The following is a 521-nucleotide window of genomic DNA, read 5'->3' on the forward strand; positions in this document are numbered from 1 at the left end:
CGTTTGGTGAAGATCAGTCACACCATCCTGCACTTACAATGCGCAGAAGGAGCGAGCACAGAAAGAAGTCTTGAACTTTTCCGGGCATATAACTATACTCCCCGCATAGCTGAATTGTTGGCTATACGGTTTAAGTGGGCCCCGGTAATCTTTTCGTACTCGCCAAAGTTGAAGAAGATTATCGGGGTTTTTGCTTTTCTGGCTCCTGTAAATCCACATCAGAACCAGTTCCTTGCCACCTTACGGCGTGGCCAGCCACAAAATTCCTTAAACGATCAGTAATCTAGCACTAATCTTCTGAACACTCAAGAATGTAAGCCCATCATCACATGCATCGTTTTTGCGCTTCACTTTTTATCAGTGCGGTCAGAACTTCAGCCTGAGTCAGGCCATCTTCATGACACATTTGCATGAGCATGGCCTTATACTTTGGTTCAAGAAATACTTTTACTTCCTTGAACGAAGCTCTTTTACGGGCCACTGATAATCTTTGTTTCTCTGCATCAGAAAGCGGATTCCCC

2 protein-coding genes are annotated in these 521 nt (G+C 44.7%); both read right to left on the reverse strand.

Going from position 1 to position 521, the window contains the following annotated elements; all coding sequences use genetic code 11:
• Nucleotides 1-33: 33 nt before the first annotated feature.
• Nucleotides 34-219: a plasmid copy control protein CopA gene (gene copA / locus FTE26_RS20220; RefSeq protein WP_012615301.1), complete on the reverse strand. Its 186-nt coding sequence runs from the start codon at nt 217-219 to the stop codon at nt 34-36.
• A 106-nt stretch (nt 220-325) separates the two neighbouring features.
• Nucleotides 326-521, reverse strand: a 196-nt coding sequence (gene repA, locus FTE26_RS08440) for a replication regulatory protein RepA (RefSeq protein ID WP_272457544.1), incomplete at its 5' end; no start/stop codon positions are given.

Origin of the sequence: Escherichia sp. S10b (assembly GCF_028421345.1) — a bacterium.
GTDB lineage: Bacteria > Pseudomonadota > Gammaproteobacteria > Enterobacterales > Enterobacteriaceae > ECMA0423.

Excerpts from the sequence above, each read along its gene's own strand:
- copA (WP_012615301.1), bottom strand. The coding sequence starts at position 219 with ATGTGGATTTACAGGAGCCAGAAAAGCAAAAACCCCGATAATCTTCTT.